The sequence below is a fragment of the Paucibacter aquatile genome (assembly GCF_002885975.1).
Classification (GTDB): domain Bacteria; phylum Pseudomonadota; class Gammaproteobacteria; order Burkholderiales; family Burkholderiaceae_C; genus Paucibacter_A; species Paucibacter_A aquatilis.
Genome location: NZ_POSP01000004.1, coordinates 50,244 through 73,626, shown reverse-complemented (window position 1 = coordinate 73,626; position 23,383 = coordinate 50,244). Strand labels below are relative to the sequence as shown.

At 64.9% G+C, this 23,383-nt stretch carries 24 protein-coding genes; 8 read left to right on the top strand and 16 right to left on the bottom strand.

Translation table 11 applies throughout. The features are described from left to right. Window positions 1-15 precede the first annotated feature (15 nt). From flhF to C1O66_RS24515, 16 genes are all read right to left on the bottom strand, one after another. On the bottom strand, window positions 16-1,716 hold the full coding sequence (gene flhF / locus C1O66_RS20010; RefSeq protein ID WP_102769807.1) for a flagellar biosynthesis protein FlhF: 1,701 nt from the start codon (window positions 1,714-1,716) through the stop codon (window positions 16-18). After that, window positions 1,713-3,812, bottom strand: a complete 2,100-nt coding sequence (gene flhA, locus C1O66_RS20005) for a flagellar biosynthesis protein FlhA (RefSeq protein WP_102769806.1) — start codon at window positions 3,810-3,812, stop codon at window positions 1,713-1,715. Before flhA ends, flhF begins: the two co-directional genes overlap by 4 nt. Continuing rightward, window positions 3,809-4,993, bottom strand: a complete 1,185-nt coding sequence (gene flhB / locus C1O66_RS20000; protein ID WP_102769805.1) for a flagellar biosynthesis protein FlhB — start codon at window positions 4,991-4,993, stop codon at window positions 3,809-3,811. The genes flhA and flhB overlap by 4 nt, the downstream gene beginning before the upstream one ends. 566 nt (window positions 4,994-5,559) lie before the next feature. Beyond that, a complete protein-coding gene (locus C1O66_RS19995) occupies window positions 5,560-6,195 on the bottom strand; it encodes a protein phosphatase CheZ (protein WP_102769804.1) in 636 nt (211 codons plus the stop codon). A 16-nt stretch (window positions 6,196-6,211) separates the two neighbouring features. Then, complete coding sequence (gene cheY / locus C1O66_RS19990; RefSeq protein ID WP_102769803.1) at window positions 6,212-6,604, bottom strand: chemotaxis response regulator CheY; 393 nt, start codon at window positions 6,602-6,604, stop codon at window positions 6,212-6,214. A gap of 27 nt (window positions 6,605-6,631) precedes the next feature. Further along, window positions 6,632-7,591, bottom strand: a complete 960-nt coding sequence (gene motB / locus C1O66_RS19985) for a flagellar motor protein MotB (RefSeq protein ID WP_102769802.1) — start codon at window positions 7,589-7,591, stop codon at window positions 6,632-6,634. A gap of 75 nt (window positions 7,592-7,666) precedes the next feature. After that, entirely contained in the window at window positions 7,667-8,524 is an 858-nt protein-coding gene (gene motA / locus C1O66_RS19980) for a flagellar motor stator protein MotA (protein WP_102769801.1), read from the bottom strand. A 144-nt stretch (window positions 8,525-8,668) separates the two neighbouring features. Next, window positions 8,669-9,406, bottom strand: a complete 738-nt coding sequence (locus C1O66_RS19975) for a class I SAM-dependent methyltransferase (RefSeq protein ID WP_102769800.1) — start codon at window positions 9,404-9,406, stop codon at window positions 8,669-8,671. Between the two features lie 93 nt (window positions 9,407-9,499). Continuing rightward, a complete protein-coding gene (flhC, locus tag C1O66_RS19970) occupies window positions 9,500-10,036 on the bottom strand; it encodes a flagellar transcriptional regulator FlhC (RefSeq protein ID WP_102769797.1) in 537 nt (178 codons plus the stop codon). A gap of 170 nt (window positions 10,037-10,206) precedes the next feature. Then, window positions 10,207-10,530, bottom strand: coding sequence for a flagellar transcriptional regulator FlhD (gene flhD / locus C1O66_RS19965; protein WP_102769796.1), 324 nt, complete (start codon window positions 10,528-10,530; stop codon window positions 10,207-10,209). A gap of 230 nt (window positions 10,531-10,760) precedes the next feature. Next, complete coding sequence (gene fliB, locus C1O66_RS19960; RefSeq protein ID WP_102769799.1) at window positions 10,761-12,038, bottom strand: flagellin lysine-N-methylase; 1,278 nt, start codon at window positions 12,036-12,038, stop codon at window positions 10,761-10,763. Window positions 12,039-12,181: 143 nt separating this feature from the next. After that, window positions 12,182-13,228 (bottom strand): glycosyltransferase, encoded by a 1,047-nt coding sequence (locus C1O66_RS19955; protein WP_102769798.1) that lies wholly within the window; start codon window positions 13,226-13,228, stop codon window positions 12,182-12,184. A gap of 22 nt (window positions 13,229-13,250) precedes the next feature. Further along, window positions 13,251-13,787 (bottom strand): flagellar transcriptional regulator FlhC, encoded by a 537-nt coding sequence (gene flhC, locus C1O66_RS19950; RefSeq protein ID WP_102769797.1) that lies wholly within the window; start codon window positions 13,785-13,787, stop codon window positions 13,251-13,253. 157 nt (window positions 13,788-13,944) lie between these two features. Beyond that, complete coding sequence (gene flhD, locus C1O66_RS19945) at window positions 13,945-14,268, bottom strand: flagellar transcriptional regulator FlhD (protein ID WP_102769796.1); 324 nt, start codon at window positions 14,266-14,268, stop codon at window positions 13,945-13,947. Window positions 14,269-14,512: 244 nt separating this feature from the next. Next, window positions 14,513-15,034, bottom strand: coding sequence for a tetratricopeptide repeat protein (locus C1O66_RS19940; RefSeq protein WP_102769795.1), 522 nt, complete (start codon window positions 15,032-15,034; stop codon window positions 14,513-14,515). A 925-nt stretch (window positions 15,035-15,959) separates the two neighbouring features. Then, window positions 15,960-16,142: a hypothetical protein gene (locus tag C1O66_RS24515; RefSeq protein WP_243392960.1), complete on the bottom strand. Its 183-nt coding sequence runs from the start codon at window positions 16,140-16,142 to the stop codon at window positions 15,960-15,962. Between C1O66_RS24515 and C1O66_RS19935 the strand changes: the two genes are divergently transcribed. The 8 genes from C1O66_RS19935 (at window position 16,060) to C1O66_RS19900 (ending at window position 23,353) form a co-directional block, all read left to right on the top strand. Then, on the top strand, window positions 16,060-16,875 hold the full coding sequence (locus C1O66_RS19935) for a flagellin N-terminal helical domain-containing protein (RefSeq protein WP_243392938.1): 816 nt from the start codon (window positions 16,060-16,062) through the stop codon (window positions 16,873-16,875). The two genes, C1O66_RS24515 and C1O66_RS19935, sit on opposite strands and share 83 nt — an antisense overlap. Before the next feature lie 396 nt (window positions 16,876-17,271). Next, a complete protein-coding gene (locus tag C1O66_RS19930; protein WP_102769793.1) occupies window positions 17,272-18,117 on the top strand; it encodes a flagellin N-terminal helical domain-containing protein in 846 nt (281 codons plus the stop codon). A gap of 351 nt (window positions 18,118-18,468) precedes the next feature. Further along, complete coding sequence (locus C1O66_RS19925; RefSeq protein WP_102769792.1) at window positions 18,469-19,314, top strand: flagellin N-terminal helical domain-containing protein; 846 nt, start codon at window positions 18,469-18,471, stop codon at window positions 19,312-19,314. Window positions 19,315-19,495: 181 nt separating this feature from the next. Beyond that, a complete protein-coding gene (gene fliD, locus C1O66_RS19920; RefSeq protein WP_102769791.1) occupies window positions 19,496-20,926 on the top strand; it encodes a flagellar filament capping protein FliD in 1,431 nt (476 codons plus the stop codon). Between the two features lie 258 nt (window positions 20,927-21,184). After that, window positions 21,185-21,616, top strand: coding sequence for a flagellar export chaperone FliS (gene fliS / locus C1O66_RS19915; protein WP_102769790.1), 432 nt, complete (start codon window positions 21,185-21,187; stop codon window positions 21,614-21,616). Between the two features lie 33 nt (window positions 21,617-21,649). Further along, window positions 21,650-21,949, top strand: coding sequence for a flagellar protein FliT (locus C1O66_RS19910; RefSeq protein WP_102769789.1), 300 nt, complete (start codon window positions 21,650-21,652; stop codon window positions 21,947-21,949). Window positions 21,950-22,022: 73 nt separating this feature from the next. Continuing rightward, a complete protein-coding gene (locus C1O66_RS19905) occupies window positions 22,023-22,808 on the top strand; it encodes a flagellar brake protein (protein WP_165794710.1) in 786 nt (261 codons plus the stop codon). After that, window positions 22,805-23,353 carry a pilus assembly FimT family protein gene (locus C1O66_RS19900; RefSeq protein WP_102769787.1) on the top strand — a complete coding sequence of 183 codons (549 nt, stop codon included), beginning with the start codon at window positions 22,805-22,807 and terminating at the stop codon, window positions 23,351-23,353. The genes C1O66_RS19905 and C1O66_RS19900 overlap by 4 nt, the downstream gene beginning before the upstream one ends. The last annotated feature ends 30 nt before the right edge of the window (window positions 23,354-23,383 follow it).

Genomic DNA, 23,383 nt, shown 5'->3' with positions numbered 1-23,383 from the left:
CTTCAGCATCCGGGCTTAAAACATGCCCATGGCGGCCGGGTGTTGGGAGCCAAGCGCGGGCCCCCCGGCAAAAATCAGGTTCACATCGGCGCTGTCCATGCGCCAGGCGCCGGCGGCGGTGCTGCGCAGGGCGCGCTGCACCAGGGCCTGGCTTGACAGGCGGTGCCAGTCTTCCGGCACGCGCTGGCCGTTGGTCACGCCCAGCACGGTCAGCTTGTGGCGGATCAGGGTGTCCAGGGCCGGGGCCAGCTTGACGGCCTCGTCGATCTTGGACAGCACCAGGCCGTGGCAGTCCTTGGCGCCCCAGGCGTTGACCACGTCTTCGATGGTCTCGCCCTGCTGGGCGGCGTTGACCACCAGGATCTTGCGCACGCTGGGATGGGCCAGCATCTCGAGCAGCTCGTGGGTACGGCTGTCGCGCTGGGCCATGCCGGCCGTGTCGATCAGGACCATCTTCTTGGCCGAGAGCAGCTCCAGCAGGTCTTCCAGCGAAGCGCGGTCGTGGGCGGTGTGCACCGGCACGCCGAGGATGCGGCCGTAGGCGCGCAGCTGCTCGTGAGCGCCGACCCGGTAGGCGTCCAGCGTGATCAGGCCCAGGTGGGCGGCGCCGAAGCGGGTGGCAAAGGCGGCGGCGATCTTGGCCGTGGTCGTGGTCTTGCCCACGCCGGTGGAGCCGATCAGGGCGAACACGCCGCCCTGCTCTTCCAGCGCCGGGCTGTTTTCATCGGTGTGCAGATTGCGGGACAGCACATTGGCGGCCCACTGGGTTTCATCAGCCGGCTCACCCTTGGCGGCCTGCGCGCCCTTGAACTCATTGGGGCAGCCTTCAACCAGCTTGCGCACCAAGGCGGGCGAGAAGCCCAGCTCCAGCAGCTTTTGGGTCAGGCGGGCCTGGATGGGCTGGCGCTGCAGCTTTTCCATGAAAGCCAGGGCGCCGAAGCGCTCTTCGATCAGGCCCTTGACCTGACGCAGCTCGTTCATCATGTCCTGCTGGTCGCGACGGCCGCGGCCGGGCAGATCGGGCAACTCGGCTGTCAGGCTGGTGGCCGGCATGCGTATCTCGTCGCGCAGCACCGGCGGCGAGGGCGGCACCGGCACGGCGCGGCGAGCCGGCTGCGCCGCTTGAGCAGGCGCGGGCTGCGACTCCGGGCGGCGCGGCTGCATGGCTTGCAAGGCGGCCTGAGCGCGCTGCTGGCGCACGGCATTGAGGGAGCTGACGCCGGGATGGTCAGCCGCGACCGCCGGCGCTTCGGCCTGCTGGGCGTAGATGGGATCGGGCGCACCTTCCAGCTCGGCCTGGCGGCGCTTGAGGACGCGCTCGCGCACATAGTCCTGGAAGGACAAGGTGCTCATGGCCAGGGTCTGGACATCGTCAGCCACCTCGCCGCCGTAGCCGCTGGCGGGGTCGTTGTAGCCAAAGCTGGGTTCGCTGCGCTGGCCGGTGCGGGCGGCAAAGCTCTTGGCCGAAGGGTTGACCACGGGCGCGCCGGCGGCCGGGCGACCCGGCTGGGCCTGCAGGCGGCCGGGCGAGGCCACGCGCGGCGCGGTGGCGGCCACGCGCTCGATCTGCGACATGCCTTCCGGCGCCATGGCCAGCACTTCCACACCTTCCGGGCAGGGCTTGTTGGACAGGACGACGGCATCATCACCAAAGGCCTTGCGGACCAGGGCCATGGCTTCGCGTGATGTGCGGGCGGTGAAGCGTTTCACATTCATGCTGTGCCTCCGATGATGGAACCGATACGGATGGAGTGGGTTTCAGGAATTTCGCTGTGGCCCAGCACCTTGAGGCGCGGTGCGGCACGGCGCAGCAGGCGGGCCATGGGGGCGCGGATCAGATCGGGCACCAGCAGGCAGGCGGGCACGCCGCGGTCTTCCTGGGCTTGTGAGGTTTCGGCGGCGCTGCGGGCCAGGGTGTCGGCGACACCAGGGTCCAGGGCGGCGCCGTTGGGGGAATTCAGGGCTTGCGTGACCAGGCGCTCCAGCTCGGGCTCGAGGGCGATCACATCCAGCTCCTTCACCGGGCCGTAGATCTGTTGAACGATGGCCGGGGCGATGTGGGTGCGGATGCGGCGGGCCAGCTCGGCCGGATCGCTGATCTGGGCGGCGTTCTCGGCGATGGACTCGACGATGGAGCGCATATCGCGGATGTGCACGCCCTCTTCCAGCAGGAGCTGGAGGACACGTTGCAGATTGGCGATGCCTAGCATTTTGGGAATCACATCTTCGATCAGTTGCGGCGCCTGCTTGGTCAGGTGTTCAACCAGGGCCTGGGTCTCGACTCGGCCCAGCAGCTTGGCCGCGTGAACCTGCATCAAGTGTGAAAGATGGGTGGCCACCACGGTCGAGCAATCAACCACGGTAAATCCGGCCATTTGCGCCATATCTTTCTGGCGGTCGTCGATCCAGACGGCGGGCAGGCCGAAGGCCGGATCGGTGGTCTGGGTGCCGATCAGTTTCTGGGTGGCCTGGCCCGGGTTGATGGCCAGCCACATGCCCGGGAAGGCCTCGGCCTCGCCCACCACGGCGCCGCGCAGGCTCAGGCGGTACTGGCTGGGGCGCAGCTCCAGGTTGTCGCGGATGTGCACGGCCGGCGGCAGGAAGCCCACCTCCTGCGCAAACTTGCGCCGCACGCCCTTGATGCGGCTGAGCAGATCGCCCTCACGGCTCTTGTCGACCAGGCTGATCAGGCGGTAGCCCACCTCCAGGCCCAGGGTGTCGACCGGGATGAGGTCGTCCCAGGTCGCTTCGCCATTGGGCTCGGCGGCCGCGGCAGCGTTGTCCTTGGGCTTGATCTCGGCGGCTTTCTGCGCCGCCTGGTCGCGGGTACGCAGCCACCAGGCCAGGTAGCCCAGGGTGCTGGCGATCAGCAGGAAGACCACATGGGGCATGCCCGGGATCAGGCCCAGCATGCCGATCACACCGGCGGTGATGGCCAGGGACTTGGCCGAACCGAACACCTGGCGGCCGATCTGGCTGCCGATGTCTTTCTCGGTGCCGACGCGCGACACCACCATGGCCGCGGCCACCGAGATCAGCAGGGCCGGCACCTGGGCCACCAGCGCGTCACCGACGGCCAGCAGGATGTAGGAATCCGCCGCCTGGCTGGCCGACAGGCCATGTTGGGCGACGCCGATGATGAAGCCACCGACGATGTTGATGGCCAGGATCAGCATGCCGGCGACCGCGTCGCCGCGGACGAACTTGCTGGCACCGTCCATGGAGCCAAAGAAATCGGCCTCGTCGCCGAGCTCGGCGCGGCGGCGCTTGGCCTCGGCCTCGTTGATCAGGCCGGCATTCAGGTCGGCGTCCACCGCCATCTGCTTGCCGGGCATGGCATCCAAGGAGAAGCGCGCGCCGACTTCAGCGATCCGCTCGGCACCCTTGGTGACCACGATGAAGTTGATCACCACCAGGATGGCAAAGACGATCAGGCCGACCGCGAAGTTGCCGCCGATCAGGAAATGGCCGAAGGCCTCGATCACCTTGCCGGCCGCGCCGGTGCCGGTGTGGCCTTCCATCAGCACCACGCGGGTGGAGGCCACGTTCAGCGACAGGCGCAGCAAGGTGGTCAGCAGCAGCACGGTCGGGAAGGCCGCAAAGTCCAGCGGCTTGACCATATTGGCCGCCACCATCATCACCATCACCGCCATGGCGATGTTGAAGGTGAACATCAGATCCAGGGCGAACGGCGGCAGCGGCAGCACCATCATGCCCAGCACCAGGATCACCGCCACCGGCGCGCCCAGCGCGCTCAGCACGGCGGCGCGCGGGCCCAGCAGGGCTTGCAGATTGGCGATCAGCGGGTTCATTCTTCGTCATCCTCCAAACCGTCGAGATCGGTCGCGCTGCGGAAATGGGGTTTGTTGTGCGGGTCCAGCTCTGGCGGCACCTGCGGGGTCGGTTGCTCAGGCGTCTGGCCTCGGCCGGCCATGGCGGCGCGCAGCTGGTAGATGTAGGCCAGCACCTGGGCGACCGCACCGAACAGGGCGGCCGGGATCTCGCGGTCCACCTCGGCATGGGCGTACAGGGCCCGCGCCAAGACCGGCGACTGCAGCACCGGCACTTTGGAATCCTTGGCCAGATCACGGATCTTCATGGCCAGCAGGTCGGCGCCCTTGGCCACCACCTTGGGTGCGGCCATGCTGGCGTCGTCGTACTTGAGCGCGACGGCGTAGTGGGTCGGGTTCATCACCACCAGGTCGGCGGTGGGCACGGCAGCCAGCATGCGGCGCTTGGCCATCTCGCGCATCTTGGCCCGCATGCGGGCCTTGATCTCCATATTGCCCTCGACCTCTTTCATTTCCTGCTTGGCTTCTTCGCGCGTCATGCGAATGCGGCGCAGGTAGAGCTGGCGCTGCAGCGGCACATCGATGGCCGCGAACAAGGCCAGGGCCACGCCCAGCAGGGTCAGCCCGCTCATCAGCTGCTGGCCGGCATAGGCCAGAGCCGCCGGCAGCGGAATGCTCATGATGCCGATGTAGGCGGCGATCCGGTCCTTCAGCACCAGGGCGCCCACGGTGCCCAGCACCACGGCCAGGAGCACGGCCTTGAGCGCCTGACCCAGGCCCTGGCCGCTGAACAAGCGGCCAATTCCACTGATGGGATTGAGGTGGGAGAACTTGGGCTGCAGCGGCTTCATGGTCCAGTTCCAGCCACCGAGCGCGAGGTTGCTGCCGATCGCCACCACCAGCAGACCCAGGCAGATGGGCAGCATCAGGGTGCAGAACTGCAGGGTCAGCTCGGTCAGACGCAAGGCCATGAAGTCGCCGCGCGAGAGCTGGCGCGCGTCGAATTGCAAAGCGCCTTCCAGCATGCGCTGCAGGGAGCTGGTGATGCCCGGGCCACCGAACGCCAGGATCGCACCGCCGGCCGCCATCATGGCGAAATGCGCCAGATCACGCGAGCGCGGCAGCTGGCCCTCTTCCCGTGATCGTTGGATCTTGCGGGCTGAGGCCGGTAAATTTCGGTCCTGAGCGTCTTGGTCGGCCATGGCAAATGCGAGTGGACGGGCATGCAGATCGCCCGTGTCGCCATTGTTCGCGGCAGGCCGGAAAACTTAAGCCAGAAAAGGCCGGGGAAAGCTCGCTTTCACTGCGCCCATGGTGAGGCAAGTTGCCCGGGGCCAGAGGCGGCTGCGTTGGGGCGGCTTGCGGCACGAAGCAGCCCTTGGGTTGCTTGTTGATCGGACCGACTGGGCGCTCTGCTCCGTTCATGTCCCCCGACCCCAGCCTGCGGCTGAGGTCTCCTCCTTGACTTCACTTCGCAGAGCACCCAGCCGTCCCGATCCAGCGAGGCCTTGCTTCTTCGACGAAAACGCCGAGCGGTCGCACTGACAAGGGGTGTCGGGTGAGTGCTGAAGCGAAGTAAAGGGGGAGGCCTGTGCGCAGCACAGGCCGGAGGACATGAGCGGAAGCACTCGCCCGATGCCTCTTGGCACCAGCCCAACAGTCAACGGCAGCTCTGTGCCGCTTGCCGCTGCTTCCAACAGCTTTCGCGCAGGCAACAAAAAACCCGCCGCAGCGGGTTTCTTTCCGGAGAATCTGGAAGCCCAGGGCTTCAGAAGCCCAGGCTGGCCAGCAGATCGTCCACCTCGCCTTGGTCGGCGACGATGTCGGTGCGGCCCTCGGGGTTCACGACCGGGCCTTGCAGGATGCTGGGGTCGACCTTCTCGCGCTGCTCGGGCGGGACGATGGACACCAGCAGCTTGACCAGGCTGTCTTCCAGGTCATTGGCCAGGGTCACCACCTTGGCCACAACTTGGCCGGTCAGGTCATGGAAATCCTGGGCCATCATGATGTCGGTCAAGTGGCCGTCGATGCGCGCCGTGCGGTCTTCGACTTCCTTCACGAAGTTCAGCACCGCACCGCTGGCCACGGCCTTGACCGGATCGGCCACGATGGCGGCGGCCATGGCATTGGTGGCGGCCGTGATGTGGGCGTGGTCTTCCTTGGCCTGGTCGACCGAGTTCAAGACCTTGTTGGCGGCGGCGGCCGTCTTGGTGGCGATGTAGCTCAGGCGGCTGCGAGCGTCGGGCAGGCCGTCGGTCGCGACCTGGAGCTTGGGCATGACACCGAGTTGCTGCATGGTGTCGTGCAGCACGCGGGTGATGGTACCGATCTGCTGAAAGACTTCAGGAGAGACGGTCAGCGGATCGGTACCGCTGGTGAGTTTGCTCAGTTCTTCCATCTGCATGGTCGTCTCCCGGGGCTCAGGCCGAAGCGGCCAGTTTCTGCATGATCTTGACGACCTTCTCTTCCAGCGTGGCCTTGGTGAAAGGCTTGACGATGTAGCCGGCGGCACCACTCTGGGCGGCCAGCACGATGTCTTCCTTGCGGGCTTCGGCGGTCACCATCAGCACCGGCAGATGCTTGAGGTTGGGATCTTCCTTGATGGCCTTGAGCAACTCGAAGCCGGTCATGTTCGGCATATTGATGTCACTGACGACGAAGTCGTACTTGGCCAGCTTGAGCTTGCTCAGGGCGTCGACCCCGTCTTCCGCTTCTTCGCAGTTGTTGTAGCCGATTTCCTTCAGCAGGCCCCGCACGATGCGGCGCATGGTGGAGAAATCGTCGACAACCAAAAATTTCATGTCAGTGCTCATGGCTTTCCTCGCAGGGGCTAGAGAGACTTATCGGGGTTTGGGGTTGGAACTTGAGGGGTTTTTCGGTGCCCCAGGCGGGTCTGCAGCGCCAGCCTCTTCGCCGTCTTCTTCCGGGGGCACATTCTTCAAGACCGCATCCTCGGCATCGCGATTCATCACGATGATGCTGATGCGGCGATTGATCGGGCTTTCGGGTTGCTTGGGGTCGAGCAGCTTGCTGGAGGCCAGGCCCTGCACCCGCAGCGTACGCGATTCCGGCAGGCCGCCGGCGATCAACTCGCGCCGGGAGGAATTGGCACGATCGGCCGACAGCTCCCAGTTGCTGTAGCCACGCTCACCACCGGCAAATCCCAAAGCATCGGTGTGTCCCTCCAGGGTCAAACGGTTGGGCACTTCCTTGAGCACGGAGCCGAGCTCCTGCAACAAGGCCCGCATATAGGGTTTCACAACTGCGCTGCCGCTGTCAAACATGGGGCGGTTGTTTTCATCCACTATTTGGATGCGCAGGCCTTCCTTGGTCATGTCGAGGCGGATCTGCCCGCCCAGCGAGGCCAGTTGCGGGTTGTTGGCCAGCACCTCTTCGACCTTGTCCTTGAGCTCTTCCAGCCGGGCCTTCTCGGCCTTGCGCTGCTCTTCCTTGAGCGCACGCAGGCTGAAGGTGCGCTGACGCGCCTCGACATCACCGGCCTTGACCTGGCCCGACTCACGCGTCAGGTCCTTGCCGCCGCCTTTGACAATGTGGGAGGAATCGCCCGAACCCGAGCCGCCCTGCATGGCCACCTTGAGCGGTGAGCCAAAGTAGTCGGCAATGCCTTTCTTGTCGCCCTCGGTGGTGGAGCCGAGCAGCCACATCAGCAGAAAGAAGGCCATCATGGCCGTCACGAAGTCGGCGTAGGCAATTTTCCAGGCGCCGCCATGGGCGGCATGGCCGCCCTTTTTGACGCGCTTGATGATGATGGGTTGAAGCTTTTTGGCGTCACCAGCCATGGCAAGTCTCCAGCATGCCGCTCACGCCAAGGGCCATATTTTGAAGCTTGAGAGACTGCAATCCGCTCATGGAGCTCACTTCTTCTTCACATGAGCTTCAAGCTCGGCGAAGGTTGGGCGGTCGCCCGAGTACAGCACCTTGCGGCCGAATTCGATGGCCACCTGCGGGGCGTAGCCCTGCATGCTGGCGAGCAAGGTGGTCTTGATGCATTGCAGTTCTTTGCCTGCGTCTTCGACCTTCTGCTCCAGCAGGCCGGCCAACGGCTCGGCGAAACCATAGGCCATCAGAATGCCGAGGAAGGTACCGACCAGGGCGGAGCCGATCATGCCGCCCAGCACGGCCGGGGGCTGGCCCACCGAGCCCATGGTGTTCACCACACCCAGCACGGCGGCCACGATGCCGAAAGCCGGCAAGCCGCCCGCGATGCGCTGCAAGGCGGCCACGGCGGCATGCTCTTCGGCGTGGTGGGTGTCGATTTCGGCGTCCATCAGCGACTCGATCTCGTGGGCATTGAGATTGCCCGAGACCATCATGCGCAGGTAATCGGTAATGAACTCGGTGACATGGTGATCATTGCCGACCACGGGGTATTTCTGGAACAGCGGCGAGCTGTGCGGGTCTTCGACGTCTTTTTCGATCGACATCAACCCTTCCTTGCGGGCCTTTTGCAAGATGTCGTACATCAGGGCCAGCAGCTCCATATAGCGGGCCTTGCTGAACTTGCTGCCCTTGAAGCACTGACCCAATCCAGCCACGGCGCCCTTGACCACCTTCATCTGGTTGTTGGCCAGGAAGGCGCCGATGGCGGCCCCCAGAATGGTGGTCACTTCAAACGGCAAGGCTTTCAAAATGACGCCGATATTGCCGCCGTGGGCAATGTAGACGCCGAAGATGCAAGCCATGGAAACGGCCCAACCGATGATGACAAACATGGTGTTTTCTTTGAAAGCTCTCCGGTCCTTATCGGCCGGAGCTTGATGCGCTTGAGTGTGCCCGGGGCCTGCTTCGCGCACTCCATGCAACTGGCCGGTTTTGACCGCCCAAACTGCAGCTGTGCCTCACCGAGAACCACAGCATCAGCGCACCGCACCTGGCAGCTGGTACAGCCAGACCCGGTGCCGGCCACCCAGCTCCAGACAGGCCAAGGCGCCCTGCCCCTCGATCTCAAAGTCCAGGCTGACCAGCCAGCTGCCCGGGCGCATCTCCGCACGGGCTTTGGCCCAGACCCGGGCCATGGACTCCGGCCGCTGGAACACATAGACCATGCCGAACGGTGCCCAGGACTGCGCCCACATATCGCCACGCTCGACCCGTGCCCAAGGGCAAAGCCAGCGGGCCAGGCGCGCCAACAAGGGGCTCCACTCGATGCCCTGCAGATGCACCTGCGGGTAGCAGCGACGCAGCTCATGCAGGCCGTGACCGAGGCCACATCCGGCATCCAGCACCACCTCGCCAGGCGCCAGGGGGGCCAGCGCGGGCAAGTCCTTCAGGGCACCCACGGGGGTTGGAAAGAGCGGCGCATCACCCCAGCTGCGGCGCGGGTAAGCCAGCAGCAGCAAGACCAGGGGCAGCAACCAGGACCAAGCCGGCCAAGCGGACGCACCGCCGGCCAGAAGAATTGACAGAGGAAAGCCCAGGGCCACCATCAGGCGCCGCCAACGGGCGCTGTGGAAGAAGGCCAGGCCGGCACCCAGCGCCGCGGCGGCCAGCAAGGCCGGCCAAGCGGCGAGCCCCGCACGCTGCAGCTGCATGAAGAGCAGCCAGGCAGCGCCCCAGCTCAGCAGGGCAGGCAGCGGCCAGCGCATCCAGGGCATGAGGGGGCGGAAAAGAAGGCTGAAGAGGAAAGCGTCGGCAAGGACTCAGCAGAGCACGGCCAGCGACCGAGGCGCGGGGGCTTGCAGAGCGGCTCAGTGCATCTGGATCGCGCCCTGGGCGCGGCCCTTGCCCGCACGGGCCGGCGGGTTGCACATGCCGCAGACATAGTGGCGGGCGATCTCGTGCGGGTGGGTCACGAAGTGGCCGCCGCAGCTCGAGCACTTGGTCATGGTCAGCATGCCGTTGTCGATGAACTTCACCAGGCGCCAGGCGCGGGTGATGGACAACATGGCCTCCAGGCCTTGCGCCTGGGTCTGCTCCTGGTAGAGCTGGTAGGCCTTGATCACCGCGTCGATCTCGTCCAGCTCCGACACCTTGTTCAGGTACTCGTGCACGTTCAGGAACAGCGAGGCGTGGATATTGGGCTGCCAGGTCATGAACCAGTCGGTCGAAAACGGCAGCTGACCCTTGCTGGGGCTCTTGCCCGAGACTTCCTTGTACAGGCGCAGCAGTCGCTCGTAGGACAGGTCCGTCTCCGACTCCAGCACTTGCAGGCGCGCACCCAGATTGATCAGGGTCACCGCACGTTCGATCTGGCGGGCTTCGGTCAGGATGCTCTTGTTGCGCATGATGGAGTCTCTCGAAATTTGGTGTTGGTGTTTGCGGGGCAGCGCCGGGCCGCTATTTCCTTGAAGGAAGGGCGGCCCCGCGGAGCGAATCAGCGGCGGGCCCTGCCCGGCCTTGATTCGAACCCCCTCGGGGGGTGGCTGCGCGGTCCCGCGCAGCCGGGGGTCTACATTCAGGCCGCTTCTTGGTGGCGGCCTGCCATCAGGATGCTGGCGTGCAGGCGGCCGACGCCGTCGTTGGCCGCCGTCTTGCTGTGGCTGGTCAGCAGGCCCCAGACCAGGTCATCGTCCATGCGGAAGCGGCACAGCAAGGTGTTGCCCGAGGAGATCTTCATCAGCTGCGCCGGGCTCAGCGTCGAGATCAGGGTGGCCGTGTCTTCCGAGATGCCCAGGCGGTACAGCGCCTGCTCGCGGTCCGTGCGGATCAGGTTCTGCGCCAGCATCAGGTAGTTCAGATTGGCTTCACGGATCTCGGCGAGGATTTGGTCTGCGTTCATGGTCTGACTCCGGTCTGTTTGCGATTCGTCTCAACGTGAAACGAATTGTGAAGACCCGATCAGCCCCGCAACATCAGCCCAAATCCAGCTCTTGAGTCCCGGTTCTTCCCAGAACCTTGTCAGGCAACTTCCTACAAGCCCGCTGCAGACCGTGAAATATCTGGCTTTTCCTGCCCATGGCGGACGGCAGCTTGACGCTGTCAGGCGCCCTGCCCTGGCGCAAGCTCAGCTCAGAGCAACAGGGTCGCCAGCACTTCCAGGCGCAGGGCCCCGCGCTCCTGCAGAAGCTGCATCACACCCGGCATGAAACGCCGGTTGTGCTCGATATTGCGGGCCACACCGTAGACCGCACGGATGACGTCATTCACCCCAAAAGCCGGGCCACGCAGGGCCGCGAGTCCGACGAGGTAGAAGCGAATCAAGGCAAGGCGAACGGCCAGATCCATGTACTCCGTCTGCAGCTCGGCCGTGCCTCGACGCGGGAACACCGCGGCCTGCAAGGCATTGAGCGTGTAGTTCTTGAGCAAATGGGGATGCTGCGCCAGGAAGGGGCGCAGCACCTGCTGATCGGCATCTTGGTAACGGGCCAGGCACACTTCCATGGACTCGCCCAGCAGCAGGCCCTGGCTGACCTCATCCATCAGGGCGCGGAAGGAAGCCCTTCCACCATGCTCGCGCATGAAGCGCTGACAGGCGCCCAGCAAGAGGCTGAACTGAGCCTCCTTGGGCACAGGCAGGCCTTGCACCAGCTCGGCCGCGCGCGACAGGGAATCGGGGCGCAAGAACTGATCAAGCACCTGCTCCAGCGCCGCATCGCTCGCCGCGGCTGAGCCCGGCTCCCCCAGGGCTGCGATACGGCGCCAGAGCAGACCGCCATACACCAGGGCCTGTTCTGCCGTGAGTGAATCCAGGCGCACCAGGGCATCCATGAGCGTGGCCAGCATGGGCGCATGACGGCGCACCAGATCGGGTTCTTCGGCCGACGGATAGGGGTCGCGCCGGCGATGCAAAGCCGGGGCAAGTTCGGGATTGATGTCCAGCGAGATTTCGCTCAAGTCCAGGGCCGAGGCATCGCTGAGCGCAAGGCGTGCAGCCTCGGGGCAGCTCAGGCTGGCACACAGGCCCAGATGCTGGCCGTCATGGACATACATGCGCGGGTAGTCGTTGCAGGTGCCGGACAAGGCCTCGGCGCCCAAGGACTTCTGGATGCTGCAGAGACGGTCGCTGTCGAGCATGGGACACATTTCGTCCATCTTGAGCGAAATGCTGGCGTACGCGCCATGGGCCGACGCAGGATCGGCATGTCGCTGCACATGGTGCCGAAGCTGGCTCGCCAGAGGCTCGATGCGGATCGTTTGGTAGCGTTTGTAGGTGAGCTCATCGATGGCGATGCTCCAGCTTCCGCAGCAGCTCTCCACACAGTCAGCCCCCACACAACGAAAGGTCTGCATGTAACGCGGCGCCATCGCCTGGATGCGGCGGGCCTGGGGATGGGCGGGTGTTTTCATGCCGGGGCTGCTCTTCGCTGTGAATCGCGCGCGGATGTGCGCGTCAGAGCATTGGATACCGCAGGCCCATCCGGCCATCGCCAGAAAAGCTGCGGACGCACCCAGCAGATCCAGAGCGAGCTCGAAGGCCGGCTCGCGAGCCCTCAGGCGGCCAGGGCGAAGCGCTGCCGCAAGGCCTGGGCCTCGTCCGGGCGGCCGGTGCCATCCAGCACCAGGGCCAGGTTGTGGGCGGCCAGATGGCTGCCGCGCCCGGCCACCGCGCCACTGAGCTCGGGTCGCTCACCGATCTCCAGGCAGCGCCGCCAGGCGTCTTCGATCATGGGGAGCAAGGCCGGCGCCTGCTCGGGCAGATCGGCGGCACAGTCGAGCAAAAGGTCGCCGAGGGCGAAAAAGAAGTCGGGCGACTCGGCGCAGACGTCCAGTTGGCTCTGTGCGAAATCCATGCCGGCATCGTGGCGCTTGAGCTGCTTGAGGCCGAACAACCGCCGCGCGACCAGGTCCATCCACCAACCCGGCGGCGTCGGCGCCAGGGCCGCCGCCTGGGCAAAGCTGGTCTCGGCCGCCGCATAGTCCTCGTAGACCGACTGGTCCTTGCCGAGCTGGTACCAAAGGTAAGCATCATCCGGGCGCTGCTGCAGCTCCTGTCGCAACAGCGCTTCATTGCGGCCGCGCTTGGCCTGCAGGCGATCGGGCAGATAGCCATCGTGGCCGATTTGCACGGCCAGGGCGCGCAGCGGCAGCTGATGCTGGGGCTGCTCGTGGATGCGGCCGGCATAGCGCACGTCAGCTGGCAAGACGCGGCTCAGCCGGGCGTGCGCCTCGCGCTGCGCGCCATCGTGAAAATGGTCGACCAGCTCGATGCTGGCGACATGGTCCGGGGCTTGATGGCGCAAAGCCTGCAGGGCCGGGCCACCGGCGATCAGCCATTCATCGGCATCGAGCACCAGATGCCAGTCCGCCCCGCCCGCTTGCGCGGCGTCCAGTGCCGCGTTGCGAGCCGCGGAAAAATCGTCGCACCAGGCGAAGTGCTGCACGCGCGCGCCTGCCGCCTGGGCCAGGGCCGGCGTGGCGTCGCTGGAGCCGGTGTCCAGCACCAGCATCTCATCGACCCAGGGCCGGACGCTGTCCAGCAGGCGGGCGATCGTCGCCGCCTCATCACGAGCGATGACGACCAGACAGACGCGGTACATGAGGCTTCGGTCTCAGGGCGGCTCAGTGCATCTGGATCGCGCCCTGGGCGCGGCCCTTGCCCGCACGGGCCGGCGGGTTGCACATGCCGCAGACATAGTGACGGGCAATCTCATGCGGGTGGGTCACGAAGTGGCCGCCGCAGCTCGAGCACTTGGTCATGGTCAGCATGCCGTTGTCGATGAACTTCACCAGGCGCCAGGCGCGGGTGATGGACAACATGGCCTCCAGGCCTTGCGCCTGGGTCTGCTCCTGGTAGAGCTGGTAGGCCTTGATCACCGCGTCGATCTCGTCCAGCTCCGACACCTTGTTCAGGTACTCGTGCACGTTCAGGAACAGCGAGGCGTGGATGTTGGGCTGCCAGGTCATGAACCAATCGGTCGAGAACGGCAGCTGGCCCTTGCTCGGGCTCTTGCCCGAGACTTCCTTGTACAGGCGCAGCAGTCGCTCGTAGGACAGGTCCGTCTCCGACTCCAGCACTTGCAGGCGCGCACCCAGATTGATCAGGGTCACCGCACGTTCGATCTGGCGGGCTTCGGTCAGGATGCTCTTGTTGCGCATGATGGAGTCTCTCGAAATTTGGTGTTGGTGTTTGCGGGGCAGCGCCGGGCCGCTCCCAAGCGCCCCGCGGAGCGAATCAGCGGCGGGCCCTGCCCGGCCTTGATCCGAACCCCCTCGGGGGGTGGCTGCGCGGTCCCGCGCAGCCGGGGGTCTACATTCAGGCGGCTTCTTGGTGCCGGCCCGCCATCAGGATGCTGGCGTGCAGGCGGCCGACGCCGTCGTTGGCCGCCGTCTTGCTGTGGCTGGTCAGCAGGCCCCAGACCAGGTCGTCGTCCATGCGGAAGCGGCACAGCAAGGTGTTGCCCGAGGAGATCTTCATCAGCTGCGCCGGGCTCAGCGTCGAGATCAGGGTGGCCGTGTCTTCCGAGATGCCCAGGCGGTACAGCGCCTGCTCGCGGTCCGTGCGGATCAGGTTCTGCGCCAGCATCAGGTAGTTCAGATTGGCTTCACGGATCTCGGCGAGGATTTGGTCTGCGTTCATGGTCTGACTCCGGTCTGTTTGCGATTCGTCTCAACGTGAAACGAATTGTGAAGACCCGATCAGCCCCGCAACATCAGCCCAAATCCAGCTCTTGAGTCCCGGTTCTTCCCAGAACCTTGTCAGGCAAACTCTTACAAGCGCGTCCAGCGCGAGGGCGCTGCTTCGGGGCGCTGCCCTGTCCCAGGGCCGGCCCGCAGGGCGGGCGTGAACTGCGTCACGCCGCGCGCCCTGTCATCCTCGACGCTCAGTCGCCCAGACCGAGCAGGGAATTCAAACGCGCCAGCTCGGCCTCGGCCACCGGCAGCAGATCCGGGGCTTCGTCCAACAGGCTGTCCATGGCCAGCGGTTCCAGGCGCAGCAGATGGCGCAGGGTCTTCTGGGCCTGCAGGGTCTTGCCCAGGCCCGAGCAGGCGAAGCCCAGGGTGTAGAGGCTGGGGCCATGGTGCGGGTGCAATTCCAGCGCACGCTTGGCGTAGGTCGCGGCCTGGGCCAGCTCGCCAGCGCTCAGCAGCAAGGCGGCCAGATCGCTCATCAGATCGTGCGACATCGGGGTCTGCTCCAGCGCCTGCTTGAGCATGGACATGCCCAGGCCCAAGCGGCCGTGCGCGGCCTCGACAAAGGCAGCATTGCGGGCCTGGGCCAGCAGAAGCGCCGCCTCGGTGCCCATTTCGGTCGGCTGCGCCTGCGGGGCCGGAGCGAGCGCGGCTTGCGACTCGATCTGGCCTTGCTTGCCGGCCTTCTTGCTTGCTTGCGTCGTTGTGTGCATTTCAATCTCCAAAGGTGTTGATGCCATTCACAGCCAGCGCCTGAGTCCAGCGCACCATCGTTCCCGATCGATCCAAAAAACTACGGACCAGCCACCCGACCCGGGCCACGTCATTCCGTGGCCAGTCGGGCTGTGCGTGCTGCGGCCTTGAGCTGGTACTGGCTTTGGAAGCGCACGCGCGGGGCGCGCATTTCGACCGCAATGGAGTGGACTTTAGGTTGGCGTGCACGCCTGATTCGCGAGAAAAGCACGGGCTTGGCGCCCTTACTCCAAGCCTGTGCGCAGCCGGCGCCGCCGAAAACAAGTCAGAGCGAGGCCGAATTCGAGATTGCTCCTCTCGACCGGCCGCGATGCCATCCCGCTCTGCTCCTGTTTCAGCTGACCTTGTGAAGTGATGGCATGAAGCAATCGAAGACCGAGACCTGCAGTTCATGCATCAACCCGGGTACTTGGCGGTTTGATGGACCATCCAGCCGCTGCCCACGCGGCCCCGGCGCCATGCATGCCTCCAGTTCAGCACATCCACGAAGAAAAGGACTTTCCCAGCCACAGCTCGCACACGCGCCTCACGACAGCTGCACGACACCCTCGCATGCCGCTGGCCCTCTTCACTTGTTGTTTGCGCCTGTCTCTGCTTTCTCAGCCCTTGCTGCATCCGGCCCTCGGGGTCCGCAGGCTCCGGGCGCCAGGCGATCCGAAGAACAAGGCCAGGACCCAGCCGCTTATCGAGCGATCCAGCCTCTTGACAAACAGCACTTAAGTTCCGACGGGTGCTGTCCGATACCACTTCCAACGGGTCTGGAAACAGGCGCGTGGTCCGGTAACAAGGCCGCTGGTTGAGCACTCCCGCAAGGGATTGCAGGGCTTCACAGGCTGACTGGCGCCGGGCGGGGTGGATGGAAGAGTCACAAGGCTTTCGTCCACGTCACAAATGCCGCAAGGCATTTGCCAACACGTCGGCGCTGAGCCGGGAATCTTCGTAGCTGAAACAGGAGCGCATCATGCCCGCAATCATCAATAGCAATATTGCTTCTCTGAACGCGCAACGCAACGTTGCCACGTCACAGTCTTCTCTCTCCATCTCCATGCAGCGCTTGTCTTCGGGCATGCGTGTCAACTCTGCCAAGGACGATGCCGCCGGTCTGGCCATCGCGGAACGCATGAGCGCCCAGGTGCGCGGCATGAACGTCGCGGTGCGCAATGCCAATGACGGCATCTCGCTGGCGCAGACCGCAGAAGGCGCGCTGGGCAAGGTGGCCGACTCTCTGCAACGCATGCGCGAGCTGGGTGTGCAGGCCCGTAACGCCACCAACACCACCACCGACCTGGACTCGATCGGCAAGGAGTTCGCCGAACTGGGCGCCGAAATCCAGCGGGTGCTGGGCGGCACCACCTTCAATGGCACGGCCATCCTCGGTGCTGGCGCAGGGGCCAAGGCCTTCCAGATTGGCGCCAACACCACAACCAATGACGTGGTCACGGTGACCACCACCAATATGGGTGGCAACGCCGACATCACAGCCGTCACCAGCGATGTGATCGACAACACCAAAACCGCTGCAGACCTGAAGACCACGATCGACAATATCGACACGGCCATCAACACGGTCAGCTCCGAGCGCGCCACCTTGGGCGCGGCCCAGAACCGCTTCGACGCCGTGATCTCCAATCTGATGGTCTCGGTGGAAAACCAGAGCGCTTCGCGAAGCCGCATTCTGGACGCCGACTACGCGACGGAAACCGCCAATCTGAGCCGCTCGCAGATCCTGCAGCAGGCGGGCACGGCCATGATTGCGCAAGCCAATCAGATGCCGCAGCAAGTCCTGTCGCTTCTTCGATGACCCCGGGCCAGCCTCGCTGGCCCTGAGTACGCCCGTCGTCACAGAAACGGCGACCCTCACCCCTCCAGCACAAGCCCCTTGACGCTGCCCTCTCGGCGGGGCAGCGTCTTTTTTAAGGGCTGTTTTTCAAAAAAAGGCAAGAAAAAATCTTCAAGGGATTCAAGACATTGCTCGATAACTTTCCCAACGGGCCCGAGGAAACAAGGGACACCGTGGTCCGGTCAGCCGGCCCTGTGCAGACGCCTCATGCGAGGCGCCGCACCAGGCAGGACGCGGACGGTGCAGAACAGGCGGCCCCGGCTGCCTGGCTGCTGGCAAAGCCGCTTTGCAAGCGGCCAAGTTATCGACCGTATAGACCGGGTTTCCGGGATGTCTTGAACACCGAAAGGATTGAAAATGCCCTCCATCATCAACACCAATATTGGCTCGTTGAACGCACAACGTAACGCGTCAACCACACAGCTCTCTCTGGCCACCTCCATGCAGCGCCTGTCTTCGGGCATGCGCGTCAATTCCTCCAAGGATGACGCCGCCGGCCTGGCGATCGCCGAGCGCATGCAAGCCCAGGTGCGCGGCATGAACGTCGCCGTGCGCAATGCCAACGATGGCATCTCGCTGGCGCAGACCGCTGAAGGGGCGCTGTCCAAAGTGGGTGACTCCCTGCAGCGCATGCGTGAGCTGGCGGTGCAGGCCCGCAATGCCACCAACACCACCACGGACCTGGATTCCATCGGCAAGGAGTTCGCCGAGCTGGGCTCGGAAATCCAGCGCGTGCTGGCCGGCACCACCTTCAACGGCACCGCCATCCTCGGCGCAGGTGCGAAGGCCAATGACTTCCAGATCGGCGCCAACACGACGGTGAACGATATGGTGACGGTGACCACCACCAATCTGACCACCGATACCGACATCACGGCAGTCACCGGTGACGCGATCGACAACACCAAGACCGTGGCCGATCTGAAGACGACCATCGACAACATCGACACGGCCATCAACACGGTCAGCTCGACACGAGCCACCTTGGGTGCGGCGCAGAACCGATTCGAAGCGGTGATCTCCAACCTGATGGTGTCGGTGGAAAACCAGAGCGCTTCGCGCAGCCGCATCATGGATGCCGACTACGCCTCGGAAACCGCCAACCTCAGCCGCGCGCAGATCCTGCAGCAGGCCGGCACGGCGATGGTGTCGCAGGCCAACCAGATGCCGCAGCAAGTGCTGTCGCTGCTGCGTGGCGGCTGAGCCACCGCTCGACTGAAACGCCACCGAAGGCCGGCTCGCCGGCCCCGACAACAGACTCTCCGCTCGCTCCGCCACCCTGGCTTGCTCCAGGGCGCGGAGCTTTTTTATGGCCGTGGTTTCACGGCCTTTTCCTGCTTTCGAGGCACGACAGACTGCTCAAGAATTTGGCCATCGGGTTGAAACATGGAAAGCATCACCCGACGTCCGGACCCAAGCCCCCGGCCCCACCAGGCCCAAGCTTGAACAGACCGGGCGAGTTGACAAGCGAAGGCGCCGGCTCGGCCGGCTCCCCACACTTGGATTGACGCGCCGGCCTGGCCGGGAGTTACCGGATTCTGTAGGAGTGCTCAAATGCCGCAAACCATCAATACCAATATTGCCTCGCTGAACGCGCAGCGCAATCTGAACATGTCGCAGGGCTCCCTCGGGGTGTCCATGCAGCGCCTGTCCTCGGGTATGCGAGTCAATTCCGCCAAGGACGATGCGGCAGGCCTGGCGATTGCCGAGCGCATGCATGCCCAGGTCCGAGGCATGAACGTCGCCATCCGCAATGCCAACGATGGCATCTCGCTGGCACAGACCGCTGAAGGCGCGCTGTCCAAGGTCGGCGACACGCTGCAACGCATGCGTGAGCTGTCGGTGCAGTCCCGCAACGCCACCAACACCACCACCGACCTGGATTCCATCGGCAAGGAATTCGGCGAGCTGGCTCTGGAAATCGGCCGCGTGCTGGCGGGCACCACCTTCAACGGCAAGAAGATCCTGGGCGCCGATGCGGTGATCCCGCAGGAGTTCCAGGTCGGCCCCAACACCGGCGCGGAAGACACCATCACGGTGACCACCTCGGACATGACGGTGGACCCCACCATCACCGCAGTCACCGGTGCCACCATCGGCAATGCCTCGACCACAGCCGATATCAAGGTCATCATCGACAACATCGACATCGCCCTGAACACGGTCAGCAGCCAGCGCGCCACGCTGGGCGCCTCGCAGAACCGTTTCGAGGCCGTGATCTCGAACCTGCAGGTTTCGGTGGAAAACCAAAGCGCCGCACGCAGCCGCATCATGGATGCCGACTACGCGGCAGAAACCTCCAACCTCAGCCGCACCCAGATCCTGCAACAGGCTGGCAATGCCATGGTGGCCCAGGCCAACCAGCTGCCACAGCAGGTGCTGAGTCTGCTGAAGGGTTGATCGGCCCCGCCTCGCCGGCCTGGTGCCGACGAGCGCGCGCACGGTTTCTCTCAAGTTTTGAGCACCTTCGGCCGATACCGCCTTTGCGTATCGGCCTTTTTTGTCTCGACCCCGCGATCTGTCGCCGTTTGGACCACAAGACTCGGACGCGGATCTTTCGCACGCCACAGGGAGTCCCATCATGGCAAGCATCACCTCCGCCGGCATTGGCAGCGGCCTCGACATCGAGTCACTGATCACCAAGCTGGTCTCGGTGGAACGGAAGCCGATCGCCACCTTGAAGACCGCCACCGACGGCTTGAAAACACAGCTCTCGGCCTATGGCAAGGTGCAAAGCAGCCTCTCGGCCTTGCGCGATGCCGCGGCCAAGCTGACCAACCCCGACACCTGGGGCGCGGGCCTGGGCACCTCCAGCGACGCCAGCAGCGTCAGCGTCACCCCGGGCCCAGGCGCCGCTGCAGGCAATGTGGCCGTCTCAGTCAGCCGGCTGGCCACGGCGCAGTCGGTCTCCACCAGCTACCAGCCCGCCACCGGGCCAATCGGCCAAGGCAGCATCACCATCGAGCTCGGCAAATGGAATGCCGACCAGACCAGCTTTGACCCCAAGGCCGGCAGCAGCGCGGTGACCATCGACATCAGCGAGGGTGGCAACACCCTGGCCCAGATCCGCGACAAGATCAACGCCGCCAAGGCCGGCGTCACGGCCTCCATCGTCACCGATCAGGGCGGTTCCCGTCTGGTCATGCGATCCACCGAAACCGGCGCCAGCAATGGCTTTCGCATCGGTGTGATCGATGGCGATGGTCTGCTGGACGGCCAAGGCCTGGACGCGCTGTCCTTCGACCCGCGCACGCCCGACGCCTCCAAGGCCACCCAGAACCAGGCCGCCGGCAATGCCCTGGCCAAGCTCAACGGGCTGGACATTGAATCGGAAGCCAACACACTCAAGGACTCCATCGACGGCCTGACCATCAACTTGCTCAAGCCCACCACCGCCGACGTCAACCTGACCATCTCGGCGGACAAAGAGGCCATCAAGAAAGCCGTCACGGATTTCGCCACCGCCTACAGCAGCCTGGCGGCCCTGGTGAAGGACCAGACCAAGTACGACCAAGCCAACAAAACCGCCGGCACCCTGCAAGGCGAAGGCTCGGTGCTGAGTGTGCAATCGGCCATGCGAGGCGTCAGCGGCGGCACCACCACCCTGGGTGGCAAGTTCAGCCGCCTGGCCGACATCGGCCTGGACCCCGTGGCCGACGGCAGCCTCAAGGTCACCACGACCAAGCTGGACAAATCCATGGCCGATCTGGACAGCCTCAAGCAGCTCTTCATGGCCGTGGACAACGGCAACGCCGAGAACAGCGGCATTGCGCAGCGCATGCGCAAGTTCGCCGACCAGGCCCTGGGCATTGACGGCAGCCTGAGCACGCGACAAAAAGGCCTGCAGGACCGCATCAACGGCAACGCTCTGCAAAGCACCAAACTGGAAGAAAAGGCCACACTGGCCGAGACCCGGCTGCGCGCGCGCTACACCGCACTCGATGTGCAGATGGGCAAGCTCAACAACCTGTCCAGCTATGTCAGCCAGCAAATGGCTTTGCTGAACAAGTAAGGGCCGCGGCCCCTCGACCCTGCACGCGCGCTGCAGCGTCTGATCCCCTCCGAGCAAGCGGTGGTTTCGCAAGAAGCCACCGCTTGTTTGCTTTGTGAAGCATGCAAAAGCACGGCGCCGACCGCCGTCCAGCCGGCACAAATTCGCACTTTCTTCAAGCCCGCGTTTGCAGGCAGATGCGGTGTCTTCCAGCACTCAAGTTCAGCGCCCCGGGGTCGAAAACAATTCAACACGAGCTTCCCCGGAAAGAATCCCACCATGTACGGCAACGCAGCCTCTCCGTTCGCATCCAGGACACAGCGCGCCTCGATGTACCGCAAGGTCGGACTGGAGACCGATGTTCAAAGCGCCAGCCCGCACCGTCTGGTCGCCATGCTGTTCGACGGCATCTTTGCCGCCATGAATCAAGCCCTGGTCGCCATCGAGACCAACAACACCGAGCTGAAGAACAACTCGCTGTGCCGCGCGGTTCGGATTCTGGACGAGGGCCTCAAAGCCACGCTGAACCTGGAAGCCGGCCCGCTGGCCCAGGACCTGGGTGACCTCTACGCCTACCTGTGCATGCGCCTGACTCAGGCCAATTTGCGCAGCGATGCAACCCTGATCGAAGAGTGCCAACGCCTGCTCACCCCGGTACGAGACGCCTGGACCGCCATCGGCCAGTCGCCGGAAGTGCAGCGCGCGGCCTGATCCATCTAACACTTGTTTCTTGCGGAAATTGTGATGAACACCCAACTTCTGAGCTACTACGAAGCCATTGAGCAAGCCAGCGCCGATATGCTGTCCGCCGCACGCACCGGCAACTGGGACGAAGTCGTCAAGCTCGAGGGCGCTTGCGTGCTGCTGATCTCCCAGCTCAAGCATGCCGCTGCCGGTGAAAAACTGGCCCCCGAAGAGAACAAGCTGAAGACACGCATCATGCAGCGCATCCTGCTCAACGACGCCGAGATCCGCCATCTGGCCGAACCCTGGCTGGATGATCTGGACCAGGTGCTGTCCGGCAAGAGCAAAACCTTGCACTGAACACCGGCCCACGGTCTTTCAACGCGCCGCCCGGGAGCCTGCCAGACCCCCCGGGCGAAACCGCCCCTCCCGCATGAGCTCCACTCCGCCTCCCTCCACCTCGCCCGACTCGGCTGCCTCTGCCGACTCGGGCGATTTTCGTATCCAGTCCCCGGTCGAGATTCTCGGTCTGCTGCAGCGCCTGCAGCAGGAGCAGACCCCGCTGATCCTCAGCACACCGGAGGGCCTCAGCCTCTCCACCCGAGTCTGCGAACTCGATGCCGACAAGGGCCGACTGCTGCTGGACCGGCCCGCAGCCGCCAGCCCGCTGCCGAACCTGCTGGGCGCCCAGGAGCTGACAGCCGTGGCCTATCTGGACCAGATCCGCCTGCAGTTCGATCTGGAGGGGCTGATGCTTTTGCAAGCCGGCCCGCAAGCCAGCCAGGATGATCTGCTGCGCGCCAATCTGCCTCAGCAGCTCTACCGCTTTCAGCGCCGCCAGGCCTTTCGCGTGCGCCCGACCAGCCGCACGCCGCAAGCCCATGTCTGCGTGCCCGGCGCCGACGAGGCCAGCCCCATCACCCTCAGCCTGCGCGTGCTGGACCTGAGCCTCGGTGGCCTGGCCCTGCTGCTGCCGCCCGGGCCGGCCGCGCCGGCCACCGGCCAGCTGCTGCAGGCCGTGCGGGTGGAGCTGGACCGGCACACCCGCCTGATGGTGGATCTGCGCCTGCAGCATGTGCGCCCGCAAACCGACGGCAGCCGCCAGCTGGGCTTGACCTTCGAGAACCTCGACCCACTCGCCGAGCGTGATCTGCAACACTATGTGGAACAGGCGCAGAAGATGGCACGCCTGCTGCGCAAGGCCCAGGGCACCCCATGAATCACAAAAGCCGCCCGAACATGCACCGCGGCTTCACCCTGCTCGAAGCGGCCGTGGTCATGGCCGTGCTGGCCGTGGTGATGGCCGTTGCCGTGCCCAGTTACCGCAGCTTCATCCAGCGCCAGCAGCTGCGCGACGCGGCCAACAGCCTGCTGATGGACCTGCGCAACGCGCGGGAGATGAGCGTGTCCCAGCGCAGCCCGGTGTTCGTGAGCTTTCAGGCCGGGCCAGAGTGGTGCTGGGGCATCAGCCGCGACCACCCCTGCGACTGCGGCCCCACGGTGGCCGGCAGCAGCAAGTCCTTCGATCCAGCCACTGGGCGAGCCACCGCCTGCACACTGACCCGTAGCAAGGGGCGTGACTACCCCGATGTGCGAATGGATTCAGCCGTCGATGCCGAGTTTGAGCCAGCCCTGGGCCAGGCGCCGCGACATGGCGCCACGGCCTTCAGCACCGGCAAGGGCCAAGCCCTGCGCGTAGAACTCAACAGCATGGGGCGGGTGCAGGTGTGCGGGCCGGCAGCCCAGACGGCCTCGCCCTGCTGAAGGCCTCGGGCCTGGAGCGCAACGCGGGAA